The sequence below is a fragment of the Rhizobium sp. 57MFTsu3.2 genome (genome assembly GCF_012932765.1).
In the GTDB taxonomy this organism is placed as follows: Bacteria; Pseudomonadota; Alphaproteobacteria; order Rhizobiales; family Rhizobiaceae; genus Rhizobium; species Rhizobium altiplani.
Window position 1 is genome coordinate 1 of the sequence record NZ_JDWI01000006.1, and the last position, 16,030, is coordinate 16,030.

Sequence of the window (16,030 nt, forward strand, 5' to 3'; positions counted from 1 at the left end):
TTACTCGACGATCGAGGCGACGATGCCGGCGCCGACGGTACGGCCGCCTTCGCGGATAGCGAAGCGCAGCTTTTCTTCCATCGCGATCGGAACGATCAGCTCGACGTCTACAGTGACGTTGTCGCCAGGCATGACCATTTCCGTGCCTTCCGGCAGGGTGACGATGCCGGTGACGTCCGTCGTGCGGAAGTAGAACTGCGGACGGTAGTTGGTGAAGAACGGCGTATGACGGCCGCCTTCTTCCTTCGTCAGGATGTAGGCTTCAGCCTTGAACTTCTTGTGCGGCTTGACAGAGCCCGGCTTGCACAGGATCTGACCACGCTCGACGCCGTCACGGTTCACACCGCGAACCAGAGCACCGATGTTGTCGCCAGCCTGGCCCTGGTCGAGCAGCTTACGGAACATTTCAACGCCGGTAACCGTCGTCTTCGAGGTCGGGCGGATGCCGACGATTTCGACTTCTTCGCCAACCTTGACGATACCGCGCTCGACGCGGCCGGTCACAACCGTACCACGGCCCGAGATCGAGAACACGTCTTCGATCGGCATCAGGAACGGCTGGTCGATCGGACGCTCAGGCGTTGGGATGTAGGCGTCAACAGCTGCCATCAGCTCGCGGATCGCGTCTTCGCCGATCTTCTTGTCGGAGTCTTCGAGAGCGGCAAGAGCCGAGCCCTTGATGACCGGAATGTCGTCGCCCGGGAAGTCGTAGGACGACAGAAGTTCGCGAACTTCGAGCTCGACGAGTTCGAGAAGCTCGGCGTCGTCAACCTGGTCGACCTTGTTGAGGAACACGACGATCGCCGGAACGCCAACCTGGCGAGCAAGCAGGATGTGCTCGCGGGTCTGCGGCATCGGGCCGTCGGCAGCCGAGCAAACCAGGATCGCGCCGTCCATCTGCGCAGCACCGGTGATCATGTTCTTGACGTAGTCGGCGTGGCCGGGGCAGTCAACGTGGGCATAGTGGCGGTTCGGGGTCTCGTATTCGACGTGTGCCGTCGAAATGGTGATGCCGCGAGCCTTTTCTTCCGGAGCCGCGTCGATCTGGTCGTACGCCTTGAACTCGCCGAAGTACTTCGTGATCGCTGCCGTCAGAGACGTCTTGCCGTGGTCAACGTGGCCGATCGTGCCGATGTTAACGTGCGGCTTGTTGCGCTCAAACTTACTCTTTGCCATTTGAATGCTTCCTGTGAACGAAATGGATGACCCCGGCGAACCGGTTTAGTGCCGCCGTTTAAGGCTTTCGGGGAAATTGCGCAAGACCTATTTGCGGACCGTATTCCTAGCCTGCGGGCGCATATGGGAAGGAAGCGCCCGATCGGCAATATCCACCGGAGATGGCAGCGAAGATATATTCGCGAAGAACGGGCGCGACGGCGCCAAGGATATGATAGTACATCGTTTGCAGCCCTTACGCGGAAGCACTGCTCGGAGACACCGCAATGGAACCAAAGGAAATTGCAAAACGATCCGCAGGCAACTTTCTGATCTTTGCCGCTTGCGCATTCATATTGTGGGTTCTTGCCGCTGCGATCGACTGGGTCGCGCAGCTTGCACGCCTCTCCTCGCCCGAGCGGCTCCCGGCTCTGGCGACATCGATCGTCAGCTCTTCGACGCTGCAAGCGATCGTCGCAATATGGCTGCTCACAGCGGCATTTGCCATCGCCTTCCCAAAGATGCTGACGCCACTTTCGGCCACCACGACGCTGATGTTCGACGTGGGATACGGTATTCTCGGCGCCCTCACCGGCTTCGGCATCGCGATCGGTCTCTTCGGTGGCGGCTGGTCGATCCTGTTGCGCGCCGTGATCTACAGCGCCCTCATCGCCATCGGCTTCGTTGCTGTCCGCATATGGCTGTCGAGAGAGGATATCAGCACCAACACCCAAAAGCGATGGACGATCGCCGGCATCATCGCGCTGGCCTCGCCTTTCGTGCTGCTCTGGGGCTAGAGGTACGCATAGCGACCCGGCTCGCGCAAAGCGTTACAGCAACAACAGGACACTGCGAAAATCTGGAGCGGGTAGCGGGAATCGAACCCGCGTATTCAGCTTGGAAGGCTGCTGCTCTACCATTGAGCTATACCCGCGGGGTGGTATCCGATCCAATGACGAATGGTGGAGAGAGTTGGATTTGAACCAACGTAGGCTGAGCCAACGGATTTACAGTCCGTCCCCTTTAACCACTCGGGCATCTCTCCAGTCTTTTCGTCCGGATCGTGAGACCAAGCTCGTCAGACTTTCGAAGCGTTGCCGCCCCTCGGTCTGCGCCGCGTATATGACCGGACGATTTACGCATGTCAACACGATGACGACGGAAAAAATGTGAAAAATTTCATCGACCGTGGAAAGCCGGGGTCCTGAAAGAAATCCTATGCGGAAAGAAGCACGCTCGCTATAAAGCCGCATGAGCAAAGACAAGAAAACCGGTGGCAAGCCCACTGACGAAAAATCCGCCAAGGACACGCATTACGCAACCCTGCGCCGCGCGCATCGTGATAGCAAACGCGAACGCGGTGAGATTCCGACACCGCCGCCACAGAAGCGCCGGCGCGGTGCCGAGGACTGGAAGCCTCCTGCACTCGCGCCCGAGCAGGTCTATCTCTACGGCCTTCATACGGTTCGTGCCGCGCTTGACAACAAGGAGCGCCGGAACGTCAAGTTGTCGGTGACCCAGAACGCGCTTGCGCGTCTGGAGATCGCTGCCGACGCGCTCGGCATTCCGGTCGAAATCGTCGCTCCGCACGATATCGACAAGGTCCTCGGCCCGGATGCCATCCATCAGGGTGTCATGCTGGAAACGCGCCCCCTGCCCGTCCGCCGGCTGGAAGCACTGAAGGACAGCCCACTGCTTCTCGTGCTCGACCAGGTAACCGATCCGCACAATGTCGGCGCCATCATGCGTTCCGCCGTGGCCTTCAATGCAGGTGCCGTCATTACCACACAGCGCCACAGCCCGACCGAATCAGGCGTGCTGGCGAAATCAGCCTCAGGTGCACTGGAACTCATCCCCTATATCCAGATCACGAATCTTGCCGACGCTCTTGGAGAACTGCACAAGCTCGGCTTCTTCACGATCGGCCTCGATTCGGAAGGACCGGCGCCACTCGAGGGCACATTCTCGGGTGACAAGGTGGCGCTCGTGCTGGGTTCCGAAGGTAAGGGGCTACGCCAGAAGACGCGCGAAACTGTCAGCGCGCTTGCCAGGCTAGACATGCCGGGTGCGATCAAGTCACTCAATGTATCTAATGCTGCGGCGATCGCTCTTTATGCGGCGAGGCAGCATTTGAAAATTTGATAGAGTTGGGGGATCGCGGCGAAAGGCGCGATCTTTCTCTTCCATATGCGGGATGATAGCAGCGCCGCAAAGCAACTAGGAAGCCAGCAAACTGCTGCTCGTCTCGGTTTTGACTCTGCTCTTTTCCATGCTGCCCCGCATTCGAACAGGAGGAACATATTTCCATATGGCCATCCGCTCCCTCGTCATCGGCACTCTGTTCGTCGGCGTATTTGTTGCCATCATTCTCAGCATCGTCTGGATCGACAAGTCGCAGCCGATTCACGAACTCGCTCCGCTGGCGCCCGCCCCTGAACGCCCTATTCCAGCACCCGTACAGTAGATCGTGTAGCTATCATCAGGGGAACCGACGGTCGGCCCCGCGCGTTGGCTTCGCACGATTTAGGAGAGAAATGTGCGGGTAATGATCGCTATTATCGTTTTCATGGTTGCTTCGGTGCTGAGCATTGCAATCATGTCGCCGTTGGGTGCCGGAGAGACCGGTGACGCCTTGCAAACGAGCGTGCGGCAGACTGCGCCTCGGAACTAGCAAAGTCGGGTCTGCGGCGTTCGCAACGCAAACTCCGATGCAAGGTCGGACGAACGAAATCACGATCGCGCGGATTTCTTCTTTACAGGACGGCAGAATCTGGTACTTGGCAGGCATCGCCCTTGTAGCTCAGTTGGTAGAGCACCTGATTTGTAATCAGGGGGTCGCGGGTTCGAACCCTGCCGGGGGCACCACTAATTTTGCACGAAATCAGTGACTTGATAACTAATTCGCCTCAGTTGGCGCGTTTTTTTTCATGTGACCTCAACCCGTCACGGCTCCCTCGTTCGCTGGTCGGACCAAGGCCGCAAACTTGGCGAGGACGCCGTGCCTGTAGCGCGGCGGAGGCTGGCTCCAAAGGCTTCGGCGTCTCGCAATCTCTTCATCTGGGACGTCGAGCTGCAGAAGTAGCTGATGGGCGTCGATGGTGATTTGGTCGCCGTCCTTGACAAGTGCGATTGCCCCCCCCTCGAAGGCTTCGGGCGTGACATGCCCGACCACCATACCCCATGTGCCGCCGGAGAACCGCCCATCTGTGATGAGGCCGACGCTCTCTCCAAGGCCACGTCCGATGATAGCGGAGGTCGGGGCAAGCATTTCCGGCATTCCCGGACCACCCTTCGGCCCGAGGTAACGCAGGACCAGAATGTCGCCGGCCTTGATTTTGTCCGAGAGAATAGCATCCATTGCGGATTGCTCGTCTTCGAAGACGCGCGCCGGGCCGGCAATCACCGGGCTCTTGAGCCCGCTGATCTTTGCCACCGCCCCGCCCTCTGCCAGATTGCCTGTGAGTATGGCGAGATGTCCCTCGAGATACAGTGGCGCTGAGAGCGACCGGATAACGTCCTGGTCCGCACGAGGCTCGTCGGGCACGGCCGAGAGTTCGTCAGCGATCGTCTTGCCGGTGATCGTGAGACAATCGCCGTGCAGAAGGCCCGCATTCAACAGTAGCTTTAGGACTTGAGGAATGCCGCCGGCAGCGTGGAGATCAACAGCCATATAACGGCCGGATGGCTTGAGATCGCAGATTACTGGTACCCTACGGCGTATCCGCTCGAAATCCTCCAGCGTCCATTCCACCTCGGCCGCATGCGCAATGGCGAGATAGTGCAGCACCGCATTCGTTGAACCTCCAGTGGCCATGATGAGCGCCACGGCATTTTCAATCGACTTCCGCGTGACGATGTCGCGTGGTCGAATGCCGGCCTTCACCGCTTCCACCAAAACGCGCGCGGACTCGACCGTGCTATCGATCTTTTCTTGGTCGGGATTGGCCATGTTGGAGGAGTAGAGCAGCGACATGCCGATCGCCTCGAAGGACGAACTCATGGTGTTCGCGGTGTACATGCCGCCGCAAGAGCCGGTCGTCGGGCAGGCATTGCGCTCAATGCCCTCGAAATCCTCAGCGCTCATCTTTCCGGCCATGTAAGCGCCGACGGCCTCGAACGCGGACACGATGGAGAGGCTCTCGCCCTTCCATCGACCCGGCTTGATGGTGCCGCCATAGACATAGACGGCCGGAACGTTAGCGCGGAGAATGCCGATCATACCGCCCGGCATGTTCTTGTCGCACCCGCCGAGCACTAGAACGCCATCCATCCATTGGCCCTGCACCGAGGTCTCCACACAATCGGCGATAACCTCGCGCGAGACGAGAGAATATTTCATGCCCTCCGTTCCCATGGCCATGCCGTCCGAGATGGTAGGCGTGCCGAATATCTGCGGATTGGCTCCGGCCGCCTTGATGGCGGCTATCGCCGCGTCGGCAAGCGGCTGGAGGCCGGCATTACATGGCGTGATCGTCGAGTGCCCGTTGGCGATGCCGATCATCGGCTTGTCGAAGTCCCCTTTGGTATAGCCCAACGCATAGTACATCGCGCGATTGGGCGAGCGAGCAATGCCTTGGGTGATATGCCGTGAACGGTCATTGTGAGCCATAAGCGCCTCCCGCTAGCCAAACGGAACCATACTCTATTGGAAACCAAATACGCTGTGAAATATGCTTTTTGCCTCCAACTAAGTCGCCGCATATCAAAGGCTGCCGATGGAACTGAGACAGATCTGCCAAATTTGTCGCCGTCGACGAGAAGCTGCAATTTCCTCGGCGTCTTGGACTCGGTCAGCAACCGCCGGTCTTCCGCTTCGCCAGAGTCGCCATCAGGTCCGCGTTCATCGCGCCAGGCGGTCCAGTTTCGTCACTAGCACCGTATCGCCCTCACGTGCATAGTAGAGGCACCTTCTCAGTTCCTTTCGCTTCCCGGTCAAGCCGGTTTCGTAAGTGAACGAGTGACGTCATGCGGCCGGATGCATGATGGTTCAGACCCACGAGGAGAGCGACATGGCATTCTTTGCTAAGGGAGTTTTGCTTGCTGCGGCGGGCGCCATCGCCTTCTGCCTTCTGGCGTGCGTTGCGCAGGCGGCATCGTGCGGCAAAAGCGCTGCCGGGTTTGAACAGTGGAAAGTAGAGTTTGCCGAGACGGCAAAGGCTGCAGGCGTCAAGGGGAAGGGTCTTGCAGCGCTTGCCGGTGCGAAATACGCCGTAGGAACCATTCAGGCCGACCGCTCCGTCAACAAGGCTTTCAGCGGCTCGGTCGCCGACTTTATGAGACGACGCGGTGGGTCCGCGATTATTTCCAAGGGCCGTTCGCTTAAGACGGCGAATGCAGCGCTCTTCGACAGCATCGAGCGCAACTACGGCGTGCCCGCCGGCGTGCTTCTCGCCATCTGGGGTATGGAGACCAACTTCGGCGCCTCTATGGGCAACCAGAACACAGTTTCGGCAATCGTCACGCTCGCGTACGATTGTCGCCGCCCGCAATTCTTCGCGCCCCATGCTATCGCGGCGCTCAAGCTAGTCGACAGCGGCGTGCTGAGTGCCGGCTCGGTCGGCGCCATGCACGGCGAGATCGGCCACACAGGGTTCCTGCCTGGGAATGTCCTGAAATACGGCGTCGGAAACAGGAACATGCGCGACAAGAGCACGGCGCTGATGTCCACGGCCAACTTCCTCAGGGCGCACGGCTGGGGCGCCGGCGAGGACTATCAGGGCAATATCGGCGCCATCGCCGGCTGGAACTCCGCGAGTGTGTATCAGCAGGCGATCGCCCGCATCGGCGAGGCGATCGACGGCGGTTAGATCCTGCCTCCAGTTACAAAGCCGCCATGCGCCGAGTCAGAATGTTATTTGCGTGGAAGGGGTGCGGAGGACGAGAATGCTCGGTCTGTGGCTAATCTCTCAGGCTACCAGCGACTCGGTTGGTCTCGTGTAATGGGCACGTGATCGCCGATACAGTCGATTGGCTTCCTCCGTCAAAGGGTGCGCAGACATTGCGGAAACCTCGAGGGCCGAGGCGTTGTCACTAAAGGGCCACGACCCGACCGGAGACATCGTCCGTGTAGATGCAGTAGAATAGGTGGGCAGATGCAGACGCAGTCGGTAGTTCGCGAGGCTCAAGCGAGCCGATCTCCCACCAGTCCAAGTGTCTCTGCAAAAGTGACCACGCGTGCAGGCGCTCCTCGTGCCAGACATCATCGTCCGGCAGTTCCTGGAAGTGGCCGTTCAGCACGACGCTCCTCCATCCGCCCTTCCCCCACTGCTCCTCCACCTGGAGGCAGACTCTTGGATTCAGCCGCATCCACTCCACTTTTCGTCCTGGCATCGAAAAACTGTAGGCTACTCGTGATTGGAACGCAAAGTAGATTGGGACCACGTAAGGCCGGCCTTCGTTACTGCAAGCCAGATGACCAAAATGCGCCCGTTCCAGCATTTCCAAGCATTCTACATGGCTCATACTCCTGAGTGTCGTTGACATGTCTGTCTCTCCCATTCCTCCGAGGAATACTCGACGGGCCGCAAAACGAGGACACCGCTTACATAAATCATCCTCCTTTTTTGCTGGATCTGCATTGTGCTGGATCAATTTCCAATCCTGAAACGTGTACGGATAGGGCAGAGGATATCGCTCGGCGCACTGCAAAACGGATGGTACCGAACCGCGTCTTCGACCGATGTTCTATTCGACCGATGTTCTAAATGTGCGTTCTCCGGCGGACGGTTCGACCGATACTGCGTTAGACTGAGTCCGCGCGCCAATTAATTTCCTGTGTTCTTGACATTGATCAAAGTCACTTGCCCACCCGCGTGCTTTAATGACTGCGCTCGATGTCGAGCGAAACGCAATGATTAGATCCGGCTTCCGGACCTCTTGGCCAACAGGAGATGATCATGCCCGATATGTTCCCCATTAAGAAAGAACAGAAGACCACGACGCCGGCTCCCGGCGGGATGTGGTCTCCATTCGACTCACTTCGTACCGAAATCGACCGGCTGTTCGACGACTTCGGCCCTTCCTCATGGCGTCCGCTCTCAGGTCAGCTCCTCGGACGCACGACTTCTGCTGCCGACTGGGTCGTGTCTCCCGCGGTGGATGTCGTCGAGAAAGACAACGCATTCGAGATCACCGCGGAAGTTCCCGGCCTCGACGAGAGCAACATAGACATCAGGCTTTCGAACGGCGTGCTGACCATTCGGGGCGAAAAGACGGAGGAAAAGGAATCGAAGGACGAGGCCTACCACCTTTCGGAGCGCCGATACGGCTCCTTCCAGCGCTCGTTTCGGCTTCCTGACTACATCGAGGCAGATAAGATCGCCGCCGCTTTCGCGAAAGGCGTCCTGAAGGTCACGCTTCCAAAGGCTGCCAACACCGGGACGAACGACCGCAAGATCGAGGTCAAAGCCACATAGCCTTGGAGCGTGCGAAGGGGCGGCTGTCGACCCTGGGCGGCCCCTCTGGCGTATTTCTTCATCGTTTCGTCGATCAAGGCCATGGGAGGTTTGTCATGCTGTCGCCCGATAGAGATTTCAAACCCGGCGGTGAGCGTTTTGCCATTCCAACGCAGGGAGAAGTCGAAGGCAAGCTGCTGGTTTCAGAGATCGTAGCAGTGGCTTGTCTCCAGGAGCTCATGAAGCTCAAGAATACTGCCGCGATTGCAAGGGTTCACCGACGCGTCCTGCACGAACTCAAGGAGAAATGCCAAGTCCTGAAGTTATGTGTCACCGACGAAAGAGCCGTCGTCGAATATGCGGAGCAGGTGTTAAAGTGCGCTGTGGCAGAAGCAGGCGGCTGTCGCTAACGCCTCCAGATACGAGCCTCGATACATGCGTGGCACGCTACCGCAAAGAAGGGCGATTATAGACGCCAACTTGGCATTGGAGCACGTTTCAAAACGTTCTGTATCCATTGTCACTACGAATGCCTCGGCAAGCCTGCGCGTACGGTCTCGCTATCGACGGAGAGTACGCAGTGCCGCCCCACGCCAGGATTGACGCCATCTGCCTTGTCGACGAAAGATGATCCGAGGCTTGCCCGGCTCGAGTTCCGGGCCTTCCACAGCATACGCCTGAAATCGAGCAGCGAAGAATTGACGATGGCTCCAGCCGGCGCTGCAGATGCACTTGACAAAATCGGCTTTTATTGGCGCCTAGACGCCAAGACTATGTTATCGTTCGTTGAATACGTAAAAGGAATTACATGGGCCGTTCGTTTCAGACGCTTTCCTTCCTTGCCTCCTCGGCGACAGAGGCGCTGGCGGCTCGGGAAGAGTTGATAGGCATTTATGGTGACGTGCCCCCTGAAGAGGCCGACGTGATCGTCGCCCTCGGCGGCGACGGTTTCATGCTGCAGACGCTGCATGGCACGATGAACTCGGGCAAGCTGGTCTACGGCATGAATCGCGGCTCCATCGGCTTCCTCATGAACGACTATCGAACGGAAGATCTGCAGGATCGAATCTGCACAGCAGTCGAAAATGCCTTTCACCCTTTGCAGATGACAACGGCGAATTCCGACGGCACGAATTCGACAGCACTTGCCATCAACGAAGTCTCGCTGTTCCGGCAATCCTATCAAGCCGCCAAACTGCGGGTCGAAGTGGACGGTGTCGTGCGACTCGACGAGCTTATCTGCGACGGCCTGATGGTGGCCACGCCCGCGGGTTCGACGGCCTATAACCTCTCCGCGCATGGACCGATCCTGCCGCTTGACGCCCCTCTGTTGGCGATGACTCCGGTCAGCGCGTTCCGGCCGCGGCGCTGGCGCGGCGCCCTTCTGCCCAACAAGGTGACGGTCGATATACACATACTCGAGGCGGAGAAGCGGCCGGTCAACGCGGTCGCTGACAACACGGAAGTGAAATCGGTGCTGCATATTCGCATCGCGCAATCGGAACTTACGACCGCGCGCATTCTCTCCGATCCCGATCGATCATGGTCCGATCGTATTCTTGCGGAGCAGTTCGAGGACTGAGACATGAGCTTGCGACGAACGACGCTTTGTACCTTGCTGCTAGCCGCGTCCACCCTCTGCGCGCGAGGCGTTGAGGCAGAAGACGCGATCCTACCGGCTTCAGTCATCTTCGCGACCAGCACCGGTTACTGGGAAGACGACGGGGCGGCGCCGGCCATTCAACGATCACCTTCGGCGCCCCAAACTGCGGCTGCCGTTCCCGCTCCCGCAAAACCGCGCCACGGCTACTACAAGCTGTTTGCCGTCAGGCAGGCGGACCGCACCGCCAAGATATATTTGCAGCAAATCGAGCAGAGCGACGCTGAGCCGTCCATCACCTCGACGGTGGAGTTGCAGGAACTCAGCGATCTGAAGCCGTATGTCACCGACATCAGGCCCGAAAACTCCTCCGGCATGCTCAAGGAGCCCGGCCTTTTTGCAATGGTCTACCTGAAGACCGATCCGGATGCGGAATCGGAGACTTGGACTGTCGTCATCGACGAATTTGGTGAGGTTACCGTCGGCAAAGCCAGCAACTAGTCGAAGCCGTTGATTTGTCGCTGGAGAACTTCCGGTTTTCCCGCTTGAATCGAAAAGGCCCCATTCGGGGCCTTCTCTATGTTCATACGTTTGAGCGGTTACTCGACGTCGTCGACGACAGCGTCCGGCTTGCCGCTGATGCGGTGAGCGAGAGCGGCTTCCATGAACTCGTTGAGCTCGCCATCCAGCACGTCGCCCGGCGCCGTGCTCGCCACGCCCGTCCGCAGGTCCTTGACCAGCTGGTAGGGCTGCAGCACGTAGGAGCGAATCTGGTGACCCCAGCCGATGTCGGTCTTCGAGGCTGCCTCGGCGTTCGCCGCTTCTTCGCGCTTCTTCAACTCGGCTTCGTACATACGAGCACGCAGCATGTCCCAAGCCTTGGCCCGGTTCTTGTGCTGCGAGCGTTCCTGCTGGCAGGAAACCACGATGCCGGTCGGGATATGCGTGATGCGCACGGCCGAATCGGTCGTGTTGATGTGCTGACCGCCCGCTCCCGAGGCGCGGTAGGTGTCGATGCGGCAGTCGCTCTCGTTGACCTCGATGTTGATCGAGTCGTCGACCACGGGATAGACCCAGATCGAGGAGAACGAGGTGTGGCGCCGCGCGTTGCTGTCGTAGGGCGAAATACGCACCAGGCGATGCACGCCCGACTCCGTCTTCAGCCAGCCATAGGCGTTGTGGCCTTTGACCAGCAGGGTTGCCGACTTGATGCCTGCTTCTTCACCATCGTGCACTTCAAGAAGCTCTACCTTGAAGCGCTGACGCTCCGCCCAGCGGGTATACATGCGCAGCAGCATGTTGGCCCAGTCCTGGCTTTCCGTTCCGCCTGCGCCGGAGTGGACTTCGAGATAGGTATCGTTGCTGTCGGCCTCGCCCGATAGCATCGCCTCCACCTGGCGGCGGGCGGCTTCAGCCTTCAGGCTCTTGAGCGCGTCTTCGGCGTCCTTGACGACATTCTCGTCGCCCTCTTCCTCGCCCATCTCGATCAGTTCGACGTTGTCGTTGAGCTGCTGCTCGAGCTGCTTCACGCCGTTGATGCCGTCATCTAGCTGCTGACGCTCGCGCATCAGCTTCTGTGCTTCCGAAGCATCGTTCCAGAGGGTCGGATCCTCTGCCTTGTTGTTCAACCAGTCCAGTCGTCTTATCGCCTGGTCCCAGTCAAAGATGCCTCCTCAGCAGGGTGATAGCCTGCTTGGTTTCATCGACTACGTTCTGGATTTCCGCTCGCATTTTCCTGCTTCTTCGCGTTGCTTGAAAAGTTGCCCGTCAAATAATTGTGGCGGCTGCGGATGTAAAGGGCCGCAACCGCCACAACGGGTCAGGGAAAAGGTTAGTAGAGGCCGCCGGCGCCGGACTGGACGGCCTGGTTGGCCTGCGGCGACGTCCGCAGAATTTCTTCGGGCGCCATCGCATTGTCCATGCCGATAACAGAGAGGCTGTCGGCAGGACCGGTACCTGGCTTGAAGGCCTCGATAATCGTGTTCGGGTCGCCCTGAACCGCAGCCATGCCGGTCTTGCGGTCGATCGGAATGAGGTTCATGCCCGCCGGAATGACAAACTTAGATTCCGGCATGTCCTTCACAGCAACCTGCATAAACTCGTTAAAGATCGGCGCAGAAAGCGAGCCGCCTGTGCCACCGCGTCCAAGCGTCGACGGCGAGTCGAAGCCGATGTAAAGGCCGGCGACAAGATCTGGCGTGAAGCCGACGAACCACGCATCTTTTTCATCGTTGGTCGTACCCGTCTTGCCAGCAACGTCACGCCCGCCGAGATCGACCTTGCCGGCGGCCGTGCCGCGCTGGATGACCCCCTGCAGCATCGAGGTGATCTGGTAGGAGGTCATCGGGTCGAGAACGGTTTCGCGATTGTCGACGACGTTGGGCTCGTCCTGGTTATGCCAGTCGCTCGCATTGCAGCCCTCGCAGACGCGCTCCTCGTGCTTGAAGATCGTACGGCCATAGCGGTCCTGGATCCGGTCAACCAGGGTCGGCTTGATCTGCTTGCCGCCATTGGCGATGACCGAATAAGCCGATACCATGCGCAAGACCGTGGTTTCGCCGGAACCGAGCGACATGGCGAGAACCGGCATCATGTGATCGTAGATCCCGAAGCGTTCTGCATATTCGGCGACGACATTCATGCCGAGATCGTTGGCAAGGCGCACCGTCATGCGGTTGCGCGAGTGCTCGATCGCGAAGCGAAGCGTGTTGGCGCCACCACCCTCGCCTTCATAGTTATCCGGTGCCCATACCTGGCCATTGCCCGTCTGGATCGACAGCGGATCGTCGCTGACAACCGACGCCGGCGTATATCCATTGTCCATGGCCGCCGCATAGACGAACGGCTTGAAGGACGAACCCGGCTGGCGCATCGCCTGGGTCGCACGGTTGAATTCCGACTGCGCGTAGGAGAAGCCGCCGACCATCGCAAGCACGCGACCGGTCTTCGGGTCCATCGCGACGAGACCGCCTTCGACCTTCGGCGGCTGGCGAAGCCGGTAGGACTTGGAACCTTCGTCCCCCAACCGCTCGACGTAGACGACATCCCCGGCTGACAGAACGCCGTCGGGCGACTTTGCTGTCTTCCGGCCGGAAGCCGAGCGATATGCCCACTGCATATTCTTGGCCTCGATGGCTCCACGCTCGCGCTCGGAAGGGATCTTGCCCGCGCCATCCTTCGGGGGCTGCAGCCCGATGTCGACGCCGTCGGCCGATACGGCCAGCACGACAGCCAGTCGCCATTCTGGCACGTCCGTCAAAGCCGGAATATCGGCCAGCGCCTTACCCCAGTCAGCAGCCGTGTCGATCTGCTTGATCGGACCGTGGAAGCCACGACGCTCATCGTAGTTGGTCAGACCATCCTGAAGGGCCTTGCGCGCAAAGACCTGCAACGCGGGGTCAAAAGAGGTACGAACGGACAATCCGCCTTCGTACAGCATCTTCTCGCCGTACTGGTCGATCAACTGACGGCGGACCGCCTCGGCGAAATAGCCGGATGCAAAAAGCGAGGGCCCGCTGCTGCGACCGGTGACACCGAGCGGCTGTTTCTTGGCCTCGGCACCATCGGACTGACTGACATAGCCATTCTCGACCATGCGATCGATGACCCAATTGCGGCGGGTGATCGCTGCTTCGGGATGGCGGAAGGGATGATAGTTGGCGGGACCCTTCGGCAGGGAGGCAAGATAGGCAGCGTCGGCGACCGTCAGTTCGTTCACCGACTTGTTGAAATAGGTGAGCGAGGCGCTCGCGATACCGTAGGAATTCAGGCCGAAGAAGATCTCGTTCAGGTACAGCTCAAGGATCTTGTCCTTGCTGTAGGCTTGTTCGATACGGAAGGAAAGGATCGCTTCCTTCGCCTTGCGCTCCATCGTCTGTTCGCTGGAAAGCAGGAAGTTCTTGGCAACCTGCTGCGTGATCGTCGAACCGCCCTGCGTCGGACCGCCGGTCAGATAAGCAACCAGTGCGCGCGCAAAGCCGGTAACATCGATGCCGGGGTGCTGATAAAAGTTCTTGTCTTCAGCAGACAGGAAGGCCGCCTTGACGCGGTCGGGAACAGCCTGGATCGGCAGGAAAAGTCTGCGTTCCTTTGCATACTCCGCCATTAGCGCACCGTTGCCTGCATGAACGCGGGTCGTCACCGGCGGCTCGTAGCTGTTCAGCACTGCGTAGTCCGGAAGGTCCTTCGTGACGGTTGCCAAGTAAACGGCAACAACAGCCGCCACGCCCAAGAACAGGACGCAAGCCACTCCGAAGAAATATCCAAGAAGTCTAATCATATTTAAGCTACCGGTATCTCAATCATCGATCAGCGCGACATAACAATCGCAGGATCGGGGCATCTTGCATGTCGGGCGACTTACTCCATGAGCGTTTTCGCCACAAGCCGATTCCGTTTCATCTATGGAAACACAAGGCTGAGTAACGGCGTGAATGTGAGTAAAATAGGGCCTTGAAGCGCTATTCCCACATTGCGATCGTGTTACACCAGAAAGTGTCACATCTGCGCCACGGCTGCAATCAGCCCCCATTTGCAACCATCGCCGTGCGGTAGTGCTTGACGGCCTCCGTCAGCAGGTCGGCCATCCTTCCCCGCCATCCGTCATCAAGCAGGAGCTTTTCGTCGTCCTTGTTGGAAAGGAAGCCCAGTTCCAACAGGATAGACGGCACATCCGGTGCCTGCAGAACGCGGAAGCCCGCATGGCGGTGTGGATTGTTGATCGTCCCTACCTGATCCTTGAAGGATGTAAGCACGCTTTCAGCAAGCGAAATAGAAAAAGCCTGCGTTTCGCGGCGCGTCAGGTCGAGCAGAATATCGGCGACTTCGGGAGGCTCAGCCACGGTCTCCTTGCCGGCAATCTGGTCGGAGAGGTTTTCGCGGTCGGCGAGATCGGCGGCGAGCTTGTCGGAGGCCCTGTCGGAAATCGTGTAGACTGTCGCGCCGCGAATATCCTTTTGCTTCAGGGTGTCCGCATGCATCGAAATGAAGAGGCCCGCATGGTTCTGGCGGGCAATCTCCACACGCTCGGAGAGCGACAGGAACGAGTCATCCTTTCGCGTCAGGAACGCCTTGATGCCGGACTCGCGGTTGAGGCGATCGGCGAGCGCCTTGGCGAAGGCGAGCGTTACGTCCTTCTCCTGCGTCTTGGTATCGACGCCGATCGCACCAGTGTCGATACCGCCGTGACCAGCATCGACAGCGATGATGAAATCTCCATCAGCCGGTTTCTCCGGCGCAGGAATGGCGCTCGTCGTCTGTTGGGACGAAGGATCGCTCCAGGACTGGGCCTTGACCAGTTCGGCAAACTTCTCGTTGTCCGTCATTGCCGCATCCAGGACGAGACGGTGCCCCTTGCCGTCCTCATCTTCCTGGACCTTGGCGACTTCCATCTTCACCGGCTTCTTGGCGGTCAGCACGATACGGGCGCTGTCCTCGTCCATCTTGCCGTAGCGTATGTCCTTGAAGAGACCCCTCGCCGCGAGATCCGCAGCTGGGAAGCCGAAGGCTGTCGCAGGCAGGTCGACGACGATGCGTTCGGGATTGGCGATATAGTGGACGGAAAAATCGGGAGCCCGATCGAAGTCGATGACAATGCGCGTACGTGCATCGTCGCCGATGATTCGGGCGCCATAGGCGAGCAAGGGGTCGGCCTTCGCTGCTTCGTCTGCTCGCACCTCAGGAAGAAATGCAAAAGCCGTCGCGGCCGCGGCAACGGCCACCACGCCGGTAAACCTTATTTTCCGCCATCCGGATATTACCGTCGCGGGTCGTACCCTCTTAAACAATCGACCGCCACACCTTAAATATCATTCCGATCAACTTCTCCCGGCAAACGCGAGATCGCCGGTATCAGCGACGTTCGCGGCCACGGAGCCGAATC

Annotated in this window: 14 protein-coding genes, 3 tRNA genes and 1 pseudogene; 9 read left to right on the forward strand and 9 right to left on the reverse strand. The window is 59.1% G+C overall.

The window, feature by feature from the left end; translation table 11 throughout:
* The gene (gene tuf / locus AF71_RS08545) at window positions 1-1,176 is read right to left on the reverse strand and encodes an elongation factor Tu (protein WP_018857113.1); all 1,176 of its coding nucleotides are present in this window, start codon (window positions 1,174-1,176) and stop codon (window positions 1-3) included.
* Window positions 1,177-1,442: 266 nt separating this feature from the next.
* Here tuf and AF71_RS08550 point away from each other — a divergent pair, with 266 nt between their 5' ends.
* The gene (locus AF71_RS08550) at window positions 1,443-1,952 is read left to right on the forward strand and encodes a hypothetical protein (RefSeq protein WP_169681013.1); all 510 of its coding nucleotides are present in this window, start codon (window positions 1,443-1,445) and stop codon (window positions 1,950-1,952) included.
* Window positions 1,953-2,015: 63 nt separating this feature from the next.
* On the opposite strand, the gene AF71_RS08555 is transcribed toward AF71_RS08550, so the two are convergent.
* Window positions 2,016-2,089 (reverse strand) — tRNA-Gly (locus AF71_RS08555).
* A gap of 26 nt (window positions 2,090-2,115) precedes the next feature.
* Window positions 2,116-2,200, reverse strand: a tRNA-Tyr gene (locus AF71_RS08560).
* A gap of 206 nt (window positions 2,201-2,406) precedes the next feature.
* On the opposite strand from AF71_RS08560, the gene rlmB reads away from it, so the two are divergent.
* The 3 genes from rlmB to AF71_RS08575 all read left to right on the forward strand — a co-directional run bounded on the left by rlmB (window position 2,407) and on the right by AF71_RS08575 (window position 4,020).
* On the forward strand, window positions 2,407-3,297 hold the full coding sequence (gene rlmB, locus AF71_RS08565) for a 23S rRNA (guanosine(2251)-2'-O)-methyltransferase RlmB (RefSeq protein ID WP_018859847.1): 891 nt from the start codon (window positions 2,407-2,409) through the stop codon (window positions 3,295-3,297).
* A gap of 166 nt (window positions 3,298-3,463) precedes the next feature.
* The gene (locus tag AF71_RS08570; RefSeq protein WP_018859846.1) at window positions 3,464-3,619 is read left to right on the forward strand and encodes a hypothetical protein; all 156 of its coding nucleotides are present in this window, start codon (window positions 3,464-3,466) and stop codon (window positions 3,617-3,619) included.
* 325 nt (window positions 3,620-3,944) lie between these two features.
* A tRNA-Thr gene (locus tag AF71_RS08575) sits at window positions 3,945-4,020 on the forward strand.
* A 70-nt stretch (window positions 4,021-4,090) separates the two neighbouring features.
* Here AF71_RS08575 and ilvD read toward each other — a convergent pair.
* Together ilvD and AF71_RS08585 are read right to left on the reverse strand one after the other, a co-directional pair.
* Complete coding sequence (ilvD, locus tag AF71_RS08580; RefSeq protein ID WP_169681015.1) at window positions 4,091-5,764, reverse strand: dihydroxy-acid dehydratase; 1,674 nt, start codon at window positions 5,762-5,764, stop codon at window positions 4,091-4,093.
* A 234-nt stretch (window positions 5,765-5,998) separates the two neighbouring features.
* A pseudogene (locus AF71_RS08585) lies at window positions 5,999-6,100 on the reverse strand (recombinase family protein); the annotation flags it as partial.
* Between the two features lie 64 nt (window positions 6,101-6,164).
* Here AF71_RS08585 and AF71_RS08590 point away from each other — a divergent pair.
* A complete protein-coding gene (locus tag AF71_RS08590) occupies window positions 6,165-6,962 on the forward strand; it encodes a lytic transglycosylase domain-containing protein (protein ID WP_169681017.1) in 798 nt (265 codons plus the stop codon).
* A gap of 223 nt (window positions 6,963-7,185) precedes the next feature.
* On the opposite strand, the gene AF71_RS08595 is transcribed toward AF71_RS08590, so the two are convergent.
* Window positions 7,186-7,638, reverse strand: coding sequence for a pyridoxamine 5'-phosphate oxidase family protein (locus tag AF71_RS08595; protein ID WP_029792832.1), 453 nt, complete (start codon window positions 7,636-7,638; stop codon window positions 7,186-7,188).
* A gap of 413 nt (window positions 7,639-8,051) precedes the next feature.
* On the opposite strand from AF71_RS08595, the gene AF71_RS08600 reads away from it, so the two are divergent.
* The 4 genes from AF71_RS08600 (at window position 8,052) to AF71_RS08615 (ending at window position 10,650) form a co-directional block, all read left to right on the forward strand.
* On the forward strand, window positions 8,052-8,570 hold the full coding sequence (locus AF71_RS08600) for an Hsp20/alpha crystallin family protein (protein WP_029792831.1): 519 nt from the start codon (window positions 8,052-8,054) through the stop codon (window positions 8,568-8,570).
* Window positions 8,571-8,665: 95 nt separating this feature from the next.
* On the forward strand, window positions 8,666-8,959 hold the full coding sequence (locus AF71_RS08605; RefSeq protein ID WP_018859840.1) for a hypothetical protein: 294 nt from the start codon (window positions 8,666-8,668) through the stop codon (window positions 8,957-8,959).
* Window positions 8,960-9,357: 398 nt separating this feature from the next.
* Window positions 9,358-10,131, forward strand: coding sequence for an NAD kinase (locus AF71_RS08610; RefSeq protein ID WP_018859839.1), 774 nt, complete (start codon window positions 9,358-9,360; stop codon window positions 10,129-10,131).
* 3 nt (window positions 10,132-10,134) lie between these two features.
* Complete coding sequence (locus AF71_RS08615) at window positions 10,135-10,650, forward strand: hypothetical protein (RefSeq protein WP_025661208.1); 516 nt, start codon at window positions 10,135-10,137, stop codon at window positions 10,648-10,650.
* 98 nt (window positions 10,651-10,748) lie between these two features.
* Here AF71_RS08615 and prfB read toward each other — a convergent pair.
* The 3 genes from prfB to AF71_RS08630 form a co-directional block, all read right to left on the reverse strand.
* Window positions 10,749-11,880 (reverse strand): peptide chain release factor 2 gene (prfB, locus tag AF71_RS08620; RefSeq protein WP_169681019.1). Its coding sequence is split into 2 segments (ribosomal slippage): window positions 10,749-11,810 and window positions 11,812-11,880, totalling 1,131 coding nucleotides; the frame shifts between segments, so codons are not numbered across the junction.
* Window positions 11,881-11,980: 100 nt separating this feature from the next.
* Window positions 11,981-14,428, reverse strand: coding sequence for a penicillin-binding protein 1A (locus tag AF71_RS08625; protein WP_018859836.1), 2,448 nt, complete (start codon window positions 14,426-14,428; stop codon window positions 11,981-11,983).
* A gap of 241 nt (window positions 14,429-14,669) precedes the next feature.
* On the reverse strand, window positions 14,670-15,824 hold the full coding sequence (locus AF71_RS08630) for an N-acetylmuramoyl-L-alanine amidase (RefSeq protein ID WP_245268031.1): 1,155 nt from the start codon (window positions 15,822-15,824) through the stop codon (window positions 14,670-14,672).
* Window positions 15,825-16,030 lie beyond the last annotated feature (206 nt).